Here is a 16,158-nt window from a genome sequence, read left to right as displayed (position 1 = left end):
CTGCAACGTGCTGTCGAGTCATCACTTGGCGATCAGAGGCGCCACGGACCGATCAACCGTTTAGGCATCAACTGCGGGCGGGAAGGGCAGAAGGGCGGTAGAATCGCCCCTCTTTAGTTATCCACAGATGGCCGCCCCTTGTTGAACGAGTCCCGCCGCCGCGCTTACATGACTGCCATGCAGGTGGTCAGCTGGTTACCGCGCACCGAATTGCCGTTTGCCGCGCCTTCGCGGCCCGAACTGCTGGTGCTCCCTGAGCCGCCCGCAGAGCCCGTGATTGCGCGTCCAGAGGTCAAGGCAGTGGCGGCTGCGAGCGTGCCTGCTGAGCGGCCAAAGATCGAAGTGCCTCGGCCTTCGGTCACAGTACGCCCGGTCAGCAAACCTGTGGTTGAAGCCGAGCCGGTGCCGGTAACGGCCAGGGTGGTGCAACTGCCGCCACCGCGCTTTGCCTTGCAGTTGCTGCGGGCCGGGCGTTGCCTGGTGCTGGTGGAGTTACCCACAGGCAGCGCGTTCCAGAGCCGTGACCCGGCCTACTTGTTGTTAAAGGACATGTTGCGTGCTGCCGGTCTGCCCGACAGCCCGCAAATCATTGGCGAGCCCGTACGCTGGCCGCTGTTGCGCCGCGGCAATGTCGATCAGGGGCCGGAAGCGGCACGTGAATTCGTACAGGGCTTTGTCATGGCCCGTCTCGAAGACGCCGAGTGTGCCTGCTTGTGGCTGGTGGGGTTGCCGGCTGTGCGTTTTGCCGGTGAGGCAGACGCTGAAGCGTTTAACAGTGAACTCGAAATTGAAGGGCTGGGCTGCGCATGGGCGCTGCCGGGTCTGGAACTCTTAATGGATGAGCCACAACGCAAAGCGCATGTGTGGCAAGCCATGCGCCGGCTAATGGCGCGCTGGAAACAAAATGATGAGTGACGCTGTAACTTTTCGCCCGATGACCGAGGCGGACCTTGAAGCCGTACTGAAAATTGAATACGCCGCCTTCAGCCACCCGTGGACCCGCGGTATTTTTCTCGACGGACTGGGCAAATACCAGATCTGGCTGATGTTTGAAGGTGAACAGCAAGTAGGCCACGGGGTGGTACAAATCATCCTCGATGAAGCACATTTGCTGAACATTACCGTCAAGCCGGAAAGCCAGGGCCGTGGCCTCGGTCTCAAATTGCTCGAACACCTGATGTCGATTGCCTACGCAAATAAGGCTCGGGAGTGTTTCCTTGAGCTGCGCGACAGCAACACGGCGGCGTTCAAGTTGTACGAGCGTTATGGCTTCAACGAAATCGGCCGCCGCCGCGATTACTATCCGGCCGTTGGCGGTCGTGAAGATGCGGTCGTCATGGCCTGCACCCTGGTGGACTGACCAGCACCAGCACCCTGTAGGAGCGAGCTTGCTCGCGAGCTGTATCTTTCTTGAAAAGCTCGCGAGCAAGCTCGCTCCTACAGGTTTGTAAGAGCTGGCCTGCTCAGGTTCAGCAAGTTACTTAGGTTGTTTACGCCCCACCGGATCTATATCTGCCAGCTCCGCTTCGTCCAGACCGTGGCCTGCGCCAATTTCACTGCCCTTGACCACGCTAAGATCCCAGTCGGCTGCGCCACCACGCTCTTCCACTGCCTCGTAGGCATCCCGGGCACCGTCTTCGGGTATCAGCATGTCTGCATCCAGGTCATCCGGATCCGAATCCCTGCCCGGCAGTGCCGCCCCGCTGACTTCCCGGTTGCGGGGGCGATTGTCACCGATATGGCGCTTGTATTCTTCATCCGTCACCAGGTCGTCCAGCGACTCGCGAGTGTCATCAGGATCGTCAAAGTCCAGCGGTTCAACCGAGCCCATGCGGTCTTCTGTATCGTCGATGTCCTCAGGTTCTTCTGCTCCAAACGGACGACGTGAATCAGTCATGGTAATTCCTCATAATGTGGGTCCTTATTACGGTGGACTGTAGACGACCCTGAAGATTCCACGTGACCCCGACCAATGGTTGGCTGTCAAAGCAGCGCATCAACTCTTGAGGCTTCACAGCATGAACGAACTACAAGACCTGATTGATAACAACGAACGCTGGGCAGATGCGATCAAGCAGGAAGATCCCGAGTTCTTTGCCAAACTGGCCCGCCAGCAAACGCCGGAATACCTATGGATTGGTTGTTCGGATGCGCGAGTACCCGCCAACGAGATCGTCGGCATGCTGCCGGGCGACTTGTTCGTACACCGCAATGTGGCCAATGTGGTGCTGCATACCGACCTTAATTGCCTGTCGGTCATCCAGTACGCGGTTGACGTATTGAAGGTCAAACACATTCTGGTCACCGGCCATTATGGTTGTGGCGGGGTGCGGGCTTCGATGAAGGACCAGCAGCTGGGCTTGATCGACGGCTGGCTGCGCTCGATACGCGATCTGTATTACGAGAACCGCGAAATGCTGGCGCTGTTGCCCACCGAGGAAGAGCGCGTCGACCGTTTGTGCGAGCTCAATGTGATCCAGCAAGTGGCAAACGTGGGTCACACCAACATTGTGCAGAACGCCTGGCATCGCGGGCAGAAGCTGTCGGTCCACGGCTGCATCTACGGGATTAAAGACGGCCGCTGGAAAAGCCTGAACACCACCATCAGCGGGCTGGACCAATTGCCGCCGCAATACCGTTTGCGTCCGCTGGGTGCGGTCTGACACACCCGTAACCTGCAGGCGCGAGCTTGCTCGCGATGGCGCCCCTTGCATCGCGAGCAAGTGTTTTCTGCTGCTATGGCATCACTGGCGGTACATAAGTCAGCGTGGTGCCCAGCGCCCACAGCAAAAACAGCACCAGGGGCGTATGCGCCAGCAGTTGCACGAATGAAAAGCCAATCAAGTCCCGCGCCTTTAACCCCAGCACGCCCAGCAACGGCAGCATATAGAACGGGTTGATCAAATTCGGCAAGGCCTCGGCCGCGTTATAAATCTGCACCGCCCAGCCCAGGTGGTACTCCAGGTCATTGGCCACTTGCATCACATAGGGTGCTTCGATAATCCATTTACCGCCGCCGGACGGAATGAAAAAGCCCAGGATCGCCGAATACACCCCCATCAACAGGGCATAGGTGTCATGGGAAGCGATTTGCACGAAGAACGTGGAAATATGATGGGCCAGGGTTTGCCCGTCAGTGCCTTTGACCACTGTCATCAGCGCGGCAATCGAGCCATACAGCGGGAATTGAATCATCACCCCGGTGGTCGTAGGCACTGCGCGGGCTACCGCATCCAGAAAGCTGCGGGGGCGCCAGTGCAGCAGCGCACCGAGCATCAGGAACAAGAAGTTATAGGTGTTGAGCCCTGAAATGGCGCTGATCGCGGGTTTGGTCGAGAACTCATGAAGCAGCCAGCCTCCCGCCAGCAGTACCAGCAAAATAGTCAGCAGCGGGCTGTATTCCAGCCATTCGCCGGGCCGGGTGCGCGGTGGCAGTTTGGGGGTGCTGAACGTCGGGTCAATGCCGCAGGCGGCGGCATCGCGTGCCGAGTCAGGGCCTGGAGCCGTCGCGTAGGCAACGATCAGCGAAACCACCACCAGCGCCGCCAGCATGACGCCGGACTGCCACAAAAAGATCGTTTCGGTGAACGGGATGACCCCGGTAATCGACAGGATCGACGGTGGCAGGCTGGCCGGGTTGGCCTGCAGTTGCGCGGCAGATGACGACAGGCCCAAAGCCCAGACCGCGCCCAGGCCCAAATAGGCGGCGGCACCGGCGGCGCGATAGTCCATGCGCAAATTGGTACGTCGGGCCAGCGCCCGCACCAGCAGCCCGCCAAACACCAGCGACAGGCCCCAGTTAAGTAAGGAGGCCACCATCGAAATCAGTGCCACCCAGCACACCGCCTGACGCCCGTTTTTCGGGACCTTTGCCAGCTTGTCGATCAGTTTTACGGCGGGTGGAGAGCTGGCGACCACATAGCCGCCAATCACCACAAAGGCCATTTGCATGGTGAACGGGATCAGGCTCCAGAACCCGTCACCGAAGGCCACAGCGGCCTCGGTGGGTTTGGCGCCCATCACCATTGTGGCCAGCGCGACCGTGATGACGGCGACGGCGGCAAATACCCAAGAGTCGGGGAACCAGCGCTCAGCCCAGTTCGAGCAGTGCAGGGCAAAGCGGGCGTAGCGGCTGTCTACAATCTCAGCGGCCATGGAAAATACCTCAGTGTTCTTATGATTATTGAAGGGCCGGTTTCAGCCTGGCGTGCACAATAAATCAATTCGAGGGTATTTCCGACGGGATAAAGGGTGAACCATCGCGCAGGGTCTAGAGTCACTGACTGTAAGCGGCAAGCCTGTCGCTTTGTGACGACCAGACAACTTGGAGTTCAAGATGAAAGAGCACACATGTGACTGTCCGAACTGTAATTGCAAGGTAGGCACCCATGGCATTGAACGCGATGGCAAGCACTACTGCTGCCAGGCCTGTGCCGACCATCACCCTAAAGGGCAGGCGTGCGCCACCTCCAGCGGCTGCCATTGTGGTGACAAGGGGTAATCAGCTAAACCTCGCGCAGTTCTGCACTGCGCGATTCCTCTGGCGTAGAGCGACTCAAGTGGCCCGCCACTTCACATCCGCAACACCGTGTTTTTCCACCTCCAGACGGCTGGACTTGTTCTCGTTTTCACGACCTGGGCGGCCGATACGTACCACCCCCGCATCACACCCTGCCCAATGCCACGCAACGGCGTTATCCATGCGTGCCAGGCGGATGATGAAAGATTTCGGGGTCCCGTGCAGTGTGTATTCAATAACGTAAAGCTTTGCCGAATTCATGATTCAAAAAAACCTCCCTGTGGTTTGTAAGTGAGTCTGTGGCCATCAAAAAATTCCGTTTAATTGACAAAGGTCGAGGTGCACTTCGACCCGGGTGTTGCGAGCGAGCAGCGTTTTTTTGACTGTGCGGGCAAACGCTATGCACACCTAGCGTAGTCCTTAACAAAAATAACCCCCCGATCTGCGAAAAGGCGCTGCTGCAAGGGTAAACTCCCGGCTTTTCTGAAGGAGTTTCTATGAGTCTTTACCAGCCCGGCATTCTCGCCAAACCCGTGCCCTCTCAGGGGCGCTACATGTTTTTCGCCCTCAGGTCGGTAGAAGCACTGCCGGCAGCGCTCGACGTTTTGTCGCAATGGGTGGATGGCAAAAGCGTAGTGGCAGGCTTCGGGTCGCCGCTGGTAATGGCCCTGGGCGCGAAAATTCAGGGGCTGCGCGTGTTCCCGGCACTCAATGCCATGGTTGAAAACCCGTCGACCCAGCACGCCCTGTGGTTGTGGTTGTTGGGTGATGACCGCGGCGAACTGCTGCATCGCAGTCAGAAGATCGAGACCGCGCTGGCGCCTGCGTTCAACATGCTGCAAGTGACCGAAGGTTTCCGCTACGGCTCCGACCGAGACCTGACCGGCTATGAAGACGGCACCGAAAACCCGGTGGACGAAGCCGCGGTAGAAGCGGCCATTGTCGCCAATGCCGGCCCTGGCCTGGACGGTGGCTGTTTTGTCGCGGTGCAGCAGTGGCAGCATGATCTGAACGGTTTTGCCGCGCTGCCCCAGGCCGAGCAGGACAACATCATCGGCCGTCGCCTGAGCGATAACGAAGAGCTTGAAGACGCACCGGCTTCGGCCCACGTCAAACGCACCGCCCAGGAGAGCTTCTCGCCCGAGGCCTTCACCGTGCGTCGCTCCATGCCGTGGACGGAAAACGGCAAGTCCGGGCTGATGTTTGTCTCGTTCAGCCGGACCCTGAATGCCTTTGAAGTCCAGTTGCGTCGCATGAGCGGCCTTGAAGACGGCATTGTTGACGGCCTCTACCGTTATAGCCGGCCATTGAGCGGCGGTTATTACTGGTGCCCGCCGATGAAAGACGGGCATATGGATTTGAGCGCGGTTCGCCCGGCTTAACCCTGTAGCGCATTTCTTGTAGGCGTCGCCGCACGCAGCCTCGTTCCTCGTCAGCGGCTACGGGGGGAGTGCTTTCAGGAATTGTCTGATTATTTTTGTCATGCCCCGGCCTCAGGCTTGGGGCATGAAATCCACTCCCCAAGCCGCCCGACAACTTCTCCATCTTTTTGCCTGCGGCCTCTTAGTTGCGGTTTTCGCGAGCTCGTTCGTATACCTGCGGGCAGTCTTTAACGAAGAAGTGTCCCAGCGCCGCAGCATCATGAACGAGGCGGTGTTCAACGCTCAGGATTTTTTCGTCAGCCGCCAGACCCTGCTCAAAAGTCTGGTCCTGGCAACGGTGCCTGACATCGCACAGTCTCAAACGCCTGGCAGTGTCGATCCGCAAGAAGAGATCAAAATCAGTCTGGGCAGCGATGCGGGCCATTGGAGCCTGTGGCTTACCCGACGAATGATGGACTATCTGCACGAGAGCAAAGTCAATCTGCTGTACGTCCCGCCAACCGATCAACCCGAGGTGGTACGTCTGTTTGACGCGTCCCCCGGCGTGGAATCCTTGCCCCGGGTGGTGTTGCAACGTTTGGCCGAGGAGGGCGACAGGGCGTATTCCTTTGATGATGACCTCTGGCTGACCGACAACAAAGTACTGGACTCCCCGTTCTATTTATTCGCACGCCTTGATAGCCGCAATCTGTCTTCCGGCTGGTTGGGCATTGAAGTTGAAGTGCCGGACCTTATCGAGGCATTACGCAGTGACAGCGCTGGCGATTTCATGTTGCTGGACGCGCAGGGGCAGATCATTTTCACCAATGCTGCGCAGTCCACCCTGGTGGATTCATTGCACGCCCTGGAAGCCAAAAATTCGTTTGGCTTTATTGGTTCAGGGTGGTTCGCCGACAGCCTGGCGATCCGCAAAAAACTGGGTTATTCAGGCTGGCAAATCGTCTATGCCGTGGACATTAAATCGTTGCTGCCAGTATTGGGCTGGCCTTTGGCGGCTTGTGTTCTGCTGTTTATTGCCGTCTGCATCGGGCTGCGCTTTTTGATCGTGCGCATCGACCGGCGCCTGATTACTCCGGGCGAAAACCGGATCCAGGCGCTGGTTGAAAGTGAAGCCTTCAGTCGAGCTGCATTGCAGGTCGCGCCGGTCGCCTTGTGCGTCATTCGCCGCACGGACGGCACGGTGGTACTGGAAAACTCGCTGTCGCAACAGTGGTTAGGCAGTAGCAGTGAGCGTGGCAAGTTGTGCCATGGCTGGATTCATCGCGCTTTTGAAGAGCCCGACCTGAGCAACAGCGATGAAATTGAGATGGAAGATGGTCGTCTTCTTAACCTCGCGTTTGCTCCGACCCGTTACAAAAGTGAAGACGTGCTGATTTGTGCGTTCAGCGACATAAGTGCGCGCAAACAGATAGAAGTGACGCTGGAGCGTGCCCGACAGCTGGCGGATCGGGCCAATGAGGCCAAGACCTTGTTTCTGGCGACCATGAGCCATGAAATCCGTACGCCTTTGTATGGTGTTTTAGGCACCCTTGAATTGCTGGCGCGCACCGATCTCAACGATCAGCAAAACAACTATTTAAAAGCCATCGAGCGCTCTTCCGGCAATCTGTTGCAACTGATTTGCGACGTACTGGATGTGTCGCGCATTGAGGCGGGCCAACTGCAGCTTGAGCTCACCACCTTCAGCCCGATGGAATTGATCGAGGAGGTTATTCAGGGATACAACGGTGCTGCCCAGGCCAAGGGCCTGCAGCTGTTTGCCCTGATTGATTCGACGGTGCCCGAGTGGCTCAGCGGGGATGTCACCCGTATCCGCCAGATCCTCAACAACCTGCTCAACAACGCTCTGAAATTCACCGACTACGGAAAAGTCGTGCTGCGCCTGAAAATGGACAGCCGCGATGATGAACGGGTCATGTTGCACTGGCAGGTCTCGGATACCGGTAAAGGGATCGCCCATGAAGAACAGGCCCACTTGTTCGAGCCCTTTTATCAAGTGGAGTCTGCCCAGCACGTGGTCGCGGGTACGGGGCTGGGGCTATCCATTTGCAAGCGCCTCATGCACTTGATGAACGGCACCATGCGGTTGGTCAGCGAGCCGGGCCTGGGCAGCAGTTTTACCCTGCATTTGCCCTTGGTACAGGTCAAGGCCCCCTCGCGCCTGAGCCCCTTGGGCGAATTGTCTTCCAGTGTTGTTTATGTGGTTTCGCCCCTGCGCGAGCTGGCTGAATGTTACTGCGCCTGGTTACGGCGCTGGGGGGCGCGGGCTCATCTGGGAGTCCCCAAGCAGGGCGATGCCCTTGACGATGCGGTGTTGCTGGAGCTGCACCCGGGCTCTGCCCGGCAATTGCTGGAGCCCGATTGGACGGGGCCGCTGGTGGTGGCCGCGAGCGACAGTTCGCAGCCGCTCTCGACTGGAAATCCTTGCTGGCACGCCGACCTCAATAGCTTGCAGGACGTATACCGTGCCCTGTGCGAGGCACAGGGGATGCGCACAGACAGTCATTTAAAAACGGCAGCCGCCAGGGCTGAGCTCAACCTTGGATTACGAATCCTGGTTGCCGAAGACAACGTCATCAATCAGCTGATTTTGCGTGACCAGCTCCAGGAGCTGGGCTGCACAGTGACATTGGCCAGTGATGGTCTGGAGGCTCTCGAGCTCTGGCAGCAAGGGACATTCGATCTGATTTTGACCGACGTCAACATGCCAAGAATGAACGGTTATGAGCTGGCCGCCAGGTTACGGGCCATGAATATCACTGAGCCAATCATCGGGGCAACGGCCAAGGCCATGCCCGACGACTCCGAGCGTTGCCTGAGCGCCGGGATGAATCACTGTCTGATCAAGCCTTTTACGCTGCACACCCTATACAACTGTCTTCAGCACTTTTAAAGGAGGATCCAGTGAAGCCCTATCGTGTACTGGTCGTCGAGGATCATCCCTTTCAGCATGAGTATTTACTGAATGTATTCAGCGAAGTGGGGGGCTTTACAGTTGACACCGTTTGGGACGGTGCGGGTGCCTTGCAATGCCTGGCCCGTAATGACTATGACCTGCTGCTCAGCGATTTGCTGATGCCGGGCATGGATGGCGTGCAATTGATCCAGAAGATTGCGGCCCTGAAAAAAACACCGGCGCTGGCGCTGATGAGTGCCTCGTCACGGCGAATGTTGATCAGTGCGGGCCTGGCGGCGAAAAACCTGGGTATTACAGTGGTCGGCCTGATTTCCAAACCGGTGGAAATCAATGCCGTCATGCGTTTGAAAGAGCGCATGGCGATCTTCCGGCTCAACGGTGACATGCACCCTGCACAGGGTATAGAGGTCGATCCGCAAAGTATCGAAATGGCCATGGGCAACGGCCAGATCCAGGCGTGGTTTCAGCCCAAGAAGTCTCTGCGCAACGGCAATATTCTCAGTGCTGAAGCGCTGGTCCGTTGGGCTCACCCCGAGGTCGGGTTGTTATTGCCCAAGGATTTTCTGTCGCTCTTGATCAACCAGGGGCTGGAGGAGCGACTGCTGTGGCTGATGCTGGAGCAAACGCTGCAGGCACAAAGAAAGTGGCGCGAGCAGGGCTGGGATATCCCGGTCTCAATCAATTTGCCGACCCACTTGCTGGACAACCACGATCTGGCCGACCGCTTGCGCGATTATGTGATGGCTGATGGCGGTGAGCCGCGCAGCATCGTGTTTGAGCTGATGGAAAGCTCAACCACAGAGGAACTCAGTAACTACTATGCTGGCGCCTGCCGCTTGCGCATGATGGGTTTTGGCCTGGCTCAGGATGACTTCGGCAAGGGTTTCAGTTCCTATTTCAACCTGGTCTCAACCCCCTTCAGCGAACTCAAGATCGACCGTTCGCTGGTGCATGGCTGTGTTGAAAATGAAAATCTGGCGTCGGCCCTGCGCAGTCTCGTGGAGCTGAGCCGAAAGCTGGGCCTGACGGTCGTTGCTGAAGGGGTCGAGACACAGGCAGAACTTGCATTCTTGCGTAGCATTGAGTGTGATCAGGCCCAGGGATTTTTGATCTGCGGCGCCGTCTCATGCACGGATTTCGAAACCCTGCTGCTTGAAGACAGCTCCAAGCCATCCAGGAACTAGCCCCCCTGTAAGAGCGAGCTTGCTCTCGAGCCTTTGATTCAGGTTGTAATCAACAGCTCGCGAGCAAGCTCGCTCCTGCAGGGGCATTCCCGCTTTAGTTGCGTCATCAATATGGAGTCAGGCAATGCGCGAGTTAAAGGTTGTGATTGCCGACGATCACCCGGTGGTCCTGGTGGGGCTTCGGGAAGTGATTCAACGGGACAAGTGTTTCAATCTTGTCGGCGAAGCCCTGAATTCGTCGCAACTGGTGGAGCAGTTGGTAGTGCATCAACCAGCCTTGTTGATTACCGATTTCAACATGCCCGGTGATGAGACCTATGGTGATGGGCTGCAACTGATCGAGTACCTGATTGAACATTTTGCGGGGGTGAAAATCCTGGTGCTGACCATGGAGAGTAATCCGCTGATTATTTCTCGCTTGCTGGAAATGGGCGTGGCGGGTGTGATTGCCAAAAATCATATCTACCAGGAAATAGGTAAAGCACTGAATGCCCTGGCCCATGGTCGGCCCTATGCCGGGCCGGCGGCTCCGGCCACGTCGGTGATCAGCAACCCCAAGGTCATTGATGAGCGTTTTTCCACACTGTCACCCCGCGAAGTTGAAGTGTTGCGGCTATTTGTGGCCGGCAATAGTGTGGGTGACATCGCCCGTCAGTTAAATCGAAGCGTCAAAACAGTCAGCACCCATAAAGTATCTGCGATGCATAAGCTGGAAGTGCTAAATGACCATGCTTTACTCACTTACTGCATCAAGGCTGACCCCTGGAACTTGTAGTCGTTGCCCAGGCACGAGGCTGCGAATGGCGACGAAAGAACCTGACAGATCACAGTCCCATAGCAGGTCAGCGACTACACAGAATGTTGGAGTTATGTAAGCCATGCCGCAAATGAAAGTCTTATTGGCCGACGATCACCCGATTGTGTTGATGGGGGTGCGTGAAATCATCGAGCGCGACCCGCGTTTCAAAGTGGTGGGCGAAGCGCTGAGTCCTTCCGAATTAATCGAAAAGATTTCACTACTGCGTCCGGACGTGATTATCACGGACTACAACATGCCGGGTGACGAGCATTACGGCGATGGCTCGCGTCTGGTGGAATACCTGCGCCGGCATTTTCCCGAGCCGCGGATCATAGTTCTGACAGTAATTTCCAATCCGCAGGTTTTGACCTGGCTGTATGAATTGGGCATCAGCGGGGTCATATCCAAGAGCTCGGGGCTGGAGCAGATTCTGGTCGCACTGGATGCGTTCTATCGTGAGGGGCATTACCAGCAAGACATGCCTGACGAAACGTCGAGTGACGCGCTGGATGATGTTGCGAAAAGTCTCAGCCAATTAACCGTCAAGGAATTTGAAGTCCTGCGACTGTTTGCTTCTGGCATGGCGGTCGGGGAAATTGCGCAAAGCCTGAACCGCAGTATTAAAACGATCAGCACCCTGAAGATTTCGGCAATGCGCAAGCTTGATGTCGACAATGATCAGGCGTTGCTGATCCTGTGCCTCAAAGCCAATCTGTTCACCTGATCGGCCGGGTTTACTGGTAGATCATTTCCATCAGCAGCGTTGAGCTGTAGCTGCCGACTGCGGGCATTTGATCGCCGATCCTGACTGGCCGCACCGAGAGCTTGAGCTTTAATAGTGTGTCTTCAACAGTGAAGGTTTGTTGTTCACCCAGGGTCAAATCCACCGCTTTGCCGCTGCTGCTCATGTCACTCAGGCGGGTTTTGAGGCCCACTCTGTCGAGGGTGGTGCGCAGCGTGTTGCTGTCAAATGAACCATTGCCCGCGTTAAAGCGCAGCAGCACTTGGCTGCCTTTGAGGCATTGAAAGTTCAAGTCCACATCAGTCCATTCAGAACTGTCTGCGCTCAACACACTCAGGCTCGCCTTGGGGATATCCACACTCTGCGACGTCGGGAAACTGGCCGTGCACGGCGGTTTTATCAGGGTGCCGGTAATATCGAGCCGGCTGGCCTCCTCGTCGCCATACGCTGTGCCGCAGCACAGCGTTACGCTCGCAAGCAGTGCTGCAATCAGGCTGACTCTGGCCTGCATGAACATCTCACAGGTACTCGAGGGTAATGACCGAAGAACCGGTGAAGCTACCCTCGGTCTGTGCGGCGATAGCAATCAGCTTGGCGGTCAAGCCAAGGTTTACGGTGCCGCTTTGATTGGTCAGGTTGCGTTTCGTCCCGGTGACATTGGCCACGGAGTTGTCACTTTTCCACGACAACATATACACAAGGTTGGTCTTGCTGGTAGTCGCATAAGTGGTGGAGCCTGAATAGACGCCCGAAGCCTTGATGCTGACGTTCAGTGCCGAGTTGGCCGGGCAGTTCAGAGTGACCGGGATATCGACACTGCTGGCGCTGCTTATCTGGTCGGTGCGAATGCTGCCAAAGTTGGCGGTCAAGGTTTTGCTGCTGGTCAGGGAACAGGGCGCTTTTGTCAGGGTGCCACTGACGTTGATGGTGACGGTGTCGTCTGCATACGCAGAGGTGCACGCCAGACCAGTGAGAAGGGCTGCAGCCATTGATAAGCGCAAGTTCATGATCGGTTCCTGTGGTCATTCAGAGGTAGTTGATGTTGAGGGTGTATTGGCTGGTGAAACTTCCAGTGGGTGAAACGCTGGTATTCAGACGCGGCCGGAAACCCAGGCGAATGGTATTGGCGCCTGTAGTCAGGTTTAGCGTGCGCGGACTGTTGAAGGTCACGGCAGAGTTGTTATCGGCCCAGGTGGCGGCCATCGACAGGCCGGCCAGGGTGGTCGCCGAAACCCCGGGGCTGCCACTCACAGCACTTTGCGTGGGCACCAGCGTGGCGGTTGCCTGGGTGCCGCGGGTGCAGTTCAACGTGACATTGGCCAGTTGCTGCGAGGTCGCAAAGTCATTGCTGTTCAGGGTGCCGAATGGGAGGTTCAGGGCCGTGCCCGAACTCATGGAGCAGGCCGGATTTACAATCCGATATTTCAACGTCAGGGTTTGAATGATATCGACATAACCTTCATAGCCTCTGATAGAGGTGCTAGTCAGGTTTAGGGTTACCGTATAATTGCCTGGCGTTGTCGGGCCTCTACCCTTGGGCATAGAAAACATCACGTTGTAGACGTTATAGGTACCAACGGGCCGCGGTATACATCCGCTGCCGTCGGTTGGCAGGCAAACGGATGACGCGACACCCCAGGGCTGTTCCGGAACCACCTCTCCAGTTACAGCCGTCGCAATCATCGACAAAGCTGGCCCTGGCGCTTGGGTCAGGACTTGGGTTTGCTGCAACGACGAGCCATAGGGGAAATTCCGTGTCACTCGGCAATTGCCTAGCATTCTTACTTCAAAATATTCCCCAGGTGCCAGATCGCCAAGATCAACTACTCCGTAGGTTCCTGCTGGGGTACACGCCAGGTTGTTCTGAATCAGTGCAAAGGCCTGTTGGCAACCAAGGCCGAACAGCAAGCCAAGCAGCAGCAAGCCGCGTTTCACCCAGCGCGAGCCGGGCAGCAGGTTTGTTGAGTTATGCATCGGGAGTACCTTGAGTGTCTGCATGTGCGGCCGATGGGGTATCGCAACTGATCTGCAGTTGCCCGATGCCCGTTTCTGACAGCGTGTAATTGTTCAGGTCAAGATCTGTGGCGCACCACTGCCGGCCGCTGACATTGATCACCAGTCGCGACTTTTCGGGTACGCCGGTCAGAAATACCCGACCCTTGTCCGCCACCATGGCGTTGCTCAATAAGGTGCCGTCCAGTCCATACACCTGAGCCTCGGCAGCAAAGGGTGCCGGCTTGCCATCTTTGGAACTGAGGCTGATCAACAGACGGCGACCGTTACGGGTCTCGAAGTTGGCCAGTACAAAGGCGCCACGATTGGGGGTCACTTCCTGCACCAGTTGCTCGACGTCGGTGTTGTCCGATAACGAGTCGGTATCGAGCGCTACCTTGTTTTTGCGGTAGGGCTGGGCAGAAGAAATAATCGTGTAACCGCTGCTGTTGGTTTTGACCCCGCTTTTGGTCAGCACACCGACGTCCCCGGCACCGGGCGTGGCCACGATGATGTTGGTCTCGCCCAAAGGCTGGGTGAACATCAGGGTGTCACGGGTGGCGACGATCGCACCTTCCACGCCATAGTCCGTCTGGCGGGTGTTCTGGTCCTTGTTGTAAGACCCGTGCCAGATGGCATTGGCCGCGTTGTAACGGGCGGCAACCGAACCGCCGAGCAAGCGCTCGTCGTCACTGACTTGCTGATTGATGCCCAGGTTGTAAGACAGGGTGTCGTTCGGGAAATACGAGCCGCTGAAGGTGGCGTTGCGGCTGGCATTACCGCCCGAATCCTGACTGTTGCTCAGGCCCAGACGGCTGCTGCTGCCCGGATCGCCCAGGGGAATACTCACGCTCAACGATACGCTGCGAATGTCATCACCGACGCCACTGTTCTGCGCCACCCCCACGTTGTAGGACGCGCGACCAACACTGAAGCTATAACCCAGTTGCACCGAGGTATTGCTCTTGGCCAGGTTCCAGTAATCGGTTTTGGTCAGGTTGGCGTACATACCGCCGTAGGAGCCGAATTGCTGCGATACGTTGGCGGTAAAGCTGCTTTTCATATGACCGCTCAAGTACGGGGTATACATCGCACTTTCAGTCAGCGTTTCGTCCACATAGGGTTCGAGCGAGTTATTGGCACGCGCATTGATCGCTTCGTTAAAGCTGTAATAACCGCTGGTGGAGTAGCGGTAGCCAATCAGGCTGAAACTGGTGTCTGTCAGGTCGATCGACTTGGAATAACGAAAACGGTAGGACTGACCCGAGAGGGTTTTGGAGTCCGGGCCCATGTCGTCGCTGATGGCATGGGTCACGTCCAGCGAAATGGCGCCGAAACCCGAAAAGTCATGGGCAAAGCCCGCAAGTACGGAGTGGTACTGCTCACTGACGATGGTGCCACCGAACAGCGTGGTACCGTCAGTCAGGCCCCGGCGATAGGTGCCTTGTACAAAGCCCGGTTTTTGCGGGTTCAAGGCACCGTCTGCAGGGCGATACTGGCCTGCGGTCACGGCGTAACTTTGCTGGCCTTCACGCAACATGTAGGGTACGGACGAGAACGACTGGATATATACCTGGCGTTCGCCATTGGGACCTTCAACCGTGACTTCGATATCACCGTTGCCAGAGGTCGAGTACAGATCCTTGAGCGCAAACGGGCCGGACGGCACCCACTGTTCGCTGATCACATAGCCGCGCTGGCGCAACGTCACCAGCGAGCGGCCATTGGCCACGCCACGAACTACAGGCGCGAAGTTGCGCGAGTCATCCGGCAGCATGTCCAGGTCAGAAGCAATGCCCACACCACGGTAGGAAATCGTGTCAAACAGATCGCTGTCGGTTGAGCTTTCACCGACAGTGGCAATCGCCATCAGGTTGCCCAGGTCCCGCTGGACATAGGTGTCCACGGACTTCCAGTTGCCATCGACGTTGGTGCTCTTCTGCCAGGTCGAGAAGTTGCGAAAGCGCCAGGCCCCGCTATTGAAACCGCTGTGCACACTGCCGAACTGGGACTGACGATTACCGGACTGGTTCTCGTAGTTGCTGCCCGAAAAGTTATAGTTGGCAAAAGCGACTTGCTCGCCATCGCTCCAGCTTTTACGGCGGGTTTCGAATGGAATGCTGCCGATATAAGCCTGAGGCACTTGCAGGTCAAGATGCTGTTTATTGAAGTCGTAGTCATAGGTGATACCGGTCAGGTCGCCCTGGAAGTACACACAATTGTCAGCACTGACCTCAGTGTTTTTCAGGCGCTCGGGATCAACGCCGAAATCAGTCAGGGCCTGAAGGCTGAAGCAGGGAAACAAACCTGAAGGTGTCGATGTCTGGCTCGGCGTTTCGCGCACGAACTGCAAGTCGCGCTGTTCGACATAACGATTGCTCAGTGACAGGTCGACACGATAAATACCCGGAAGTTGGCTTTGGCTCATGGCTTTTACTTGCTCGGCTACTTCGGCCGAACTGTGACCGCCACCAATTTCCAGAAAGGAAGAATCGAAGCTGTAGTCCGCACGAACGGCAGTCGTGGTGAGACTGATCGCACTGAGGGACAGAAGGCCCCAGTAGTTTATTCGGCGCGCGAAGGCGCACATGCGCAATCGCAGCATGAGATAGTTCTTCCAGTC

General features: G+C 57.0%; 16 protein-coding genes. 9 read left to right on the top strand and 7 right to left on the bottom strand.

What is annotated here, in order from left to right; translation table 11 throughout:
- Positions 1-138: 138 nt before the first annotated feature.
- Both AOC04_RS16520 and rimI read left to right on the top strand, forming a co-directional pair.
- The gene (locus AOC04_RS16520) at positions 139-915 is read left to right on the top strand and encodes a hypothetical protein (protein WP_060695235.1); all 777 of its coding nucleotides are present in this window, start codon (positions 139-141) and stop codon (positions 913-915) included.
- On the top strand, positions 908-1,360 hold the full coding sequence (rimI, locus tag AOC04_RS16515; protein WP_003439747.1) for a ribosomal protein S18-alanine N-acetyltransferase: 453 nt from the start codon (positions 908-910) through the stop codon (positions 1,358-1,360). Before AOC04_RS16520 ends, rimI begins: the two co-directional genes overlap by 8 nt.
- A gap of 117 nt (positions 1,361-1,477) precedes the next feature.
- Here rimI and AOC04_RS16510 read toward each other — a convergent pair whose 3' ends face one another.
- A complete protein-coding gene (locus AOC04_RS16510; protein WP_060695232.1) occupies positions 1,478-1,897 on the bottom strand; it encodes a hypothetical protein in 420 nt (139 codons plus the stop codon).
- 121 nt (positions 1,898-2,018) lie between these two features.
- On the opposite strand from AOC04_RS16510, the gene can reads away from it, so the two are divergent.
- Positions 2,019-2,663 carry a carbonate dehydratase gene (can, locus tag AOC04_RS16505; RefSeq protein WP_060695229.1) on the top strand — a complete coding sequence of 215 codons (645 nt, stop codon included), beginning with the start codon at positions 2,019-2,021 and terminating at the stop codon, positions 2,661-2,663.
- A 73-nt stretch (positions 2,664-2,736) separates the two neighbouring features.
- Here the strand turns inward: can and AOC04_RS16500 are convergent, their stop codons facing one another.
- Positions 2,737-4,155, bottom strand: a complete 1,419-nt coding sequence (locus AOC04_RS16500) for a short-chain fatty acid transporter (protein WP_060695226.1) — start codon at positions 4,153-4,155, stop codon at positions 2,737-2,739.
- Between the two features lie 181 nt (positions 4,156-4,336).
- On the opposite strand from AOC04_RS16500, the gene AOC04_RS23585 reads away from it, so the two are divergent.
- Positions 4,337-4,501, top strand: coding sequence for a metallothionein (locus AOC04_RS23585; RefSeq protein WP_073509524.1), 165 nt, complete (start codon positions 4,337-4,339; stop codon positions 4,499-4,501).
- A 54-nt stretch (positions 4,502-4,555) separates the two neighbouring features.
- Here the strand turns inward: AOC04_RS23585 and AOC04_RS16495 are convergent, their stop codons facing one another.
- Positions 4,556-4,780 (bottom strand): DUF6555 family protein, encoded by a 225-nt coding sequence (locus tag AOC04_RS16495; protein WP_060695224.1) that lies wholly within the window; start codon positions 4,778-4,780, stop codon positions 4,556-4,558.
- A 236-nt stretch (positions 4,781-5,016) separates the two neighbouring features.
- Between AOC04_RS16495 and AOC04_RS16490 the strand changes: the two genes are divergently transcribed.
- The 5 genes from AOC04_RS16490 (at position 5,017) to AOC04_RS16470 (ending at position 11,525) form a co-directional block, all read left to right on the top strand.
- On the top strand, positions 5,017-5,901 hold the full coding sequence (locus AOC04_RS16490) for a Dyp-type peroxidase (protein ID WP_060695222.1): 885 nt from the start codon (positions 5,017-5,019) through the stop codon (positions 5,899-5,901).
- A gap of 124 nt (positions 5,902-6,025) precedes the next feature.
- Positions 6,026-8,794: an ATP-binding protein gene (locus tag AOC04_RS16485; protein ID WP_060695220.1), complete on the top strand. Its 2,769-nt coding sequence runs from the start codon at positions 6,026-6,028 to the stop codon at positions 8,792-8,794.
- 11 nt (positions 8,795-8,805) lie between these two features.
- The gene (gene pvrR, locus AOC04_RS16480; RefSeq protein WP_060695218.1) at positions 8,806-10,002 is read left to right on the top strand and encodes a response regulator cyclic di-GMP phosphodiesterase PvrR; all 1,197 of its coding nucleotides are present in this window, start codon (positions 8,806-8,808) and stop codon (positions 10,000-10,002) included.
- Between the two features lie 124 nt (positions 10,003-10,126).
- On the top strand, positions 10,127-10,777 hold the full coding sequence (locus AOC04_RS16475; protein ID WP_060695216.1) for a response regulator: 651 nt from the start codon (positions 10,127-10,129) through the stop codon (positions 10,775-10,777).
- 103 nt (positions 10,778-10,880) lie between these two features.
- Entirely contained in the window at positions 10,881-11,525 is a 645-nt protein-coding gene (locus AOC04_RS16470) for a response regulator (RefSeq protein WP_060695214.1), read from the top strand.
- A 10-nt stretch (positions 11,526-11,535) separates the two neighbouring features.
- Here the strand turns inward: AOC04_RS16470 and AOC04_RS16465 are convergent, their stop codons facing one another.
- From AOC04_RS16465 to AOC04_RS16450, 4 genes are all read right to left on the bottom strand, one after another.
- A complete protein-coding gene (locus AOC04_RS16465; protein ID WP_237178878.1) occupies positions 11,536-12,054 on the bottom strand; it encodes a fimbrial protein in 519 nt (172 codons plus the stop codon).
- Between the two features lie 7 nt (positions 12,055-12,061).
- Positions 12,062-12,550, bottom strand: coding sequence for a fimbrial protein (locus tag AOC04_RS16460; RefSeq protein WP_060695210.1), 489 nt, complete (start codon positions 12,548-12,550; stop codon positions 12,062-12,064).
- A gap of 19 nt (positions 12,551-12,569) precedes the next feature.
- Positions 12,570-12,938: a hypothetical protein gene (locus AOC04_RS24270; RefSeq protein ID WP_237178877.1), complete on the bottom strand. Its 369-nt coding sequence runs from the start codon at positions 12,936-12,938 to the stop codon at positions 12,570-12,572.
- Positions 12,939-13,509: 571 nt separating this feature from the next.
- The gene (locus AOC04_RS16450; RefSeq protein ID WP_060695206.1) at positions 13,510-16,140 is read right to left on the bottom strand and encodes a fimbria/pilus outer membrane usher protein; all 2,631 of its coding nucleotides are present in this window, start codon (positions 16,138-16,140) and stop codon (positions 13,510-13,512) included.
- Positions 16,141-16,158: the final 18 nt, after the last annotated feature.

The sequence above is a fragment of the Pseudomonas versuta genome (assembly GCF_001294575.1).
GTDB lineage: Bacteria > Pseudomonadota > Gammaproteobacteria > Pseudomonadales > Pseudomonadaceae > Aquipseudomonas > Aquipseudomonas versuta.
This window is presented reverse-complemented; position numbering and strand designations above follow the sequence as displayed.